Here is a 216-nt window from a genome sequence, read left to right on the forward strand (position 1 = left end):
GCGGTATATATGCACAGCCCCGACGACAAAGTAAGCCTTAGCAAGCGTATACCTGCTCTTAGCGGACAAGTAACGATTCCTTATCAGGTAGTATCGTTCGACATCGCATTCGAAAGTCTTAGTTATGTGGCTCCCAGCAAGAATTTATATGCCTACAAACTGGACGGTATTCACAAAGAATGGATATATACGGATAAACATAACGTATCTTTTCTC

1 protein-coding gene is annotated in these 216 nt (G+C 42.1%); it reads left to right on the forward strand.

What is annotated here, in order from left to right; all coding sequences use genetic code 11:
* Positions 1-9 precede the first annotated feature (9 nt).
* Positions 10-216, forward strand: a 207-nt coding sequence (locus LJE11_RS21045) for a triple tyrosine motif-containing protein (RefSeq protein WP_227296473.1), incomplete at its 3' end; no start/stop codon positions are given.

The organism is Blautia sp. DFI.1.216 (assembly GCF_020594215.1).
In the GTDB taxonomy this organism is placed as follows: domain Bacteria; phylum Bacillota; class Clostridia; order Lachnospirales; family Lachnospiraceae; genus Blautia_A; species Blautia_A wexlerae.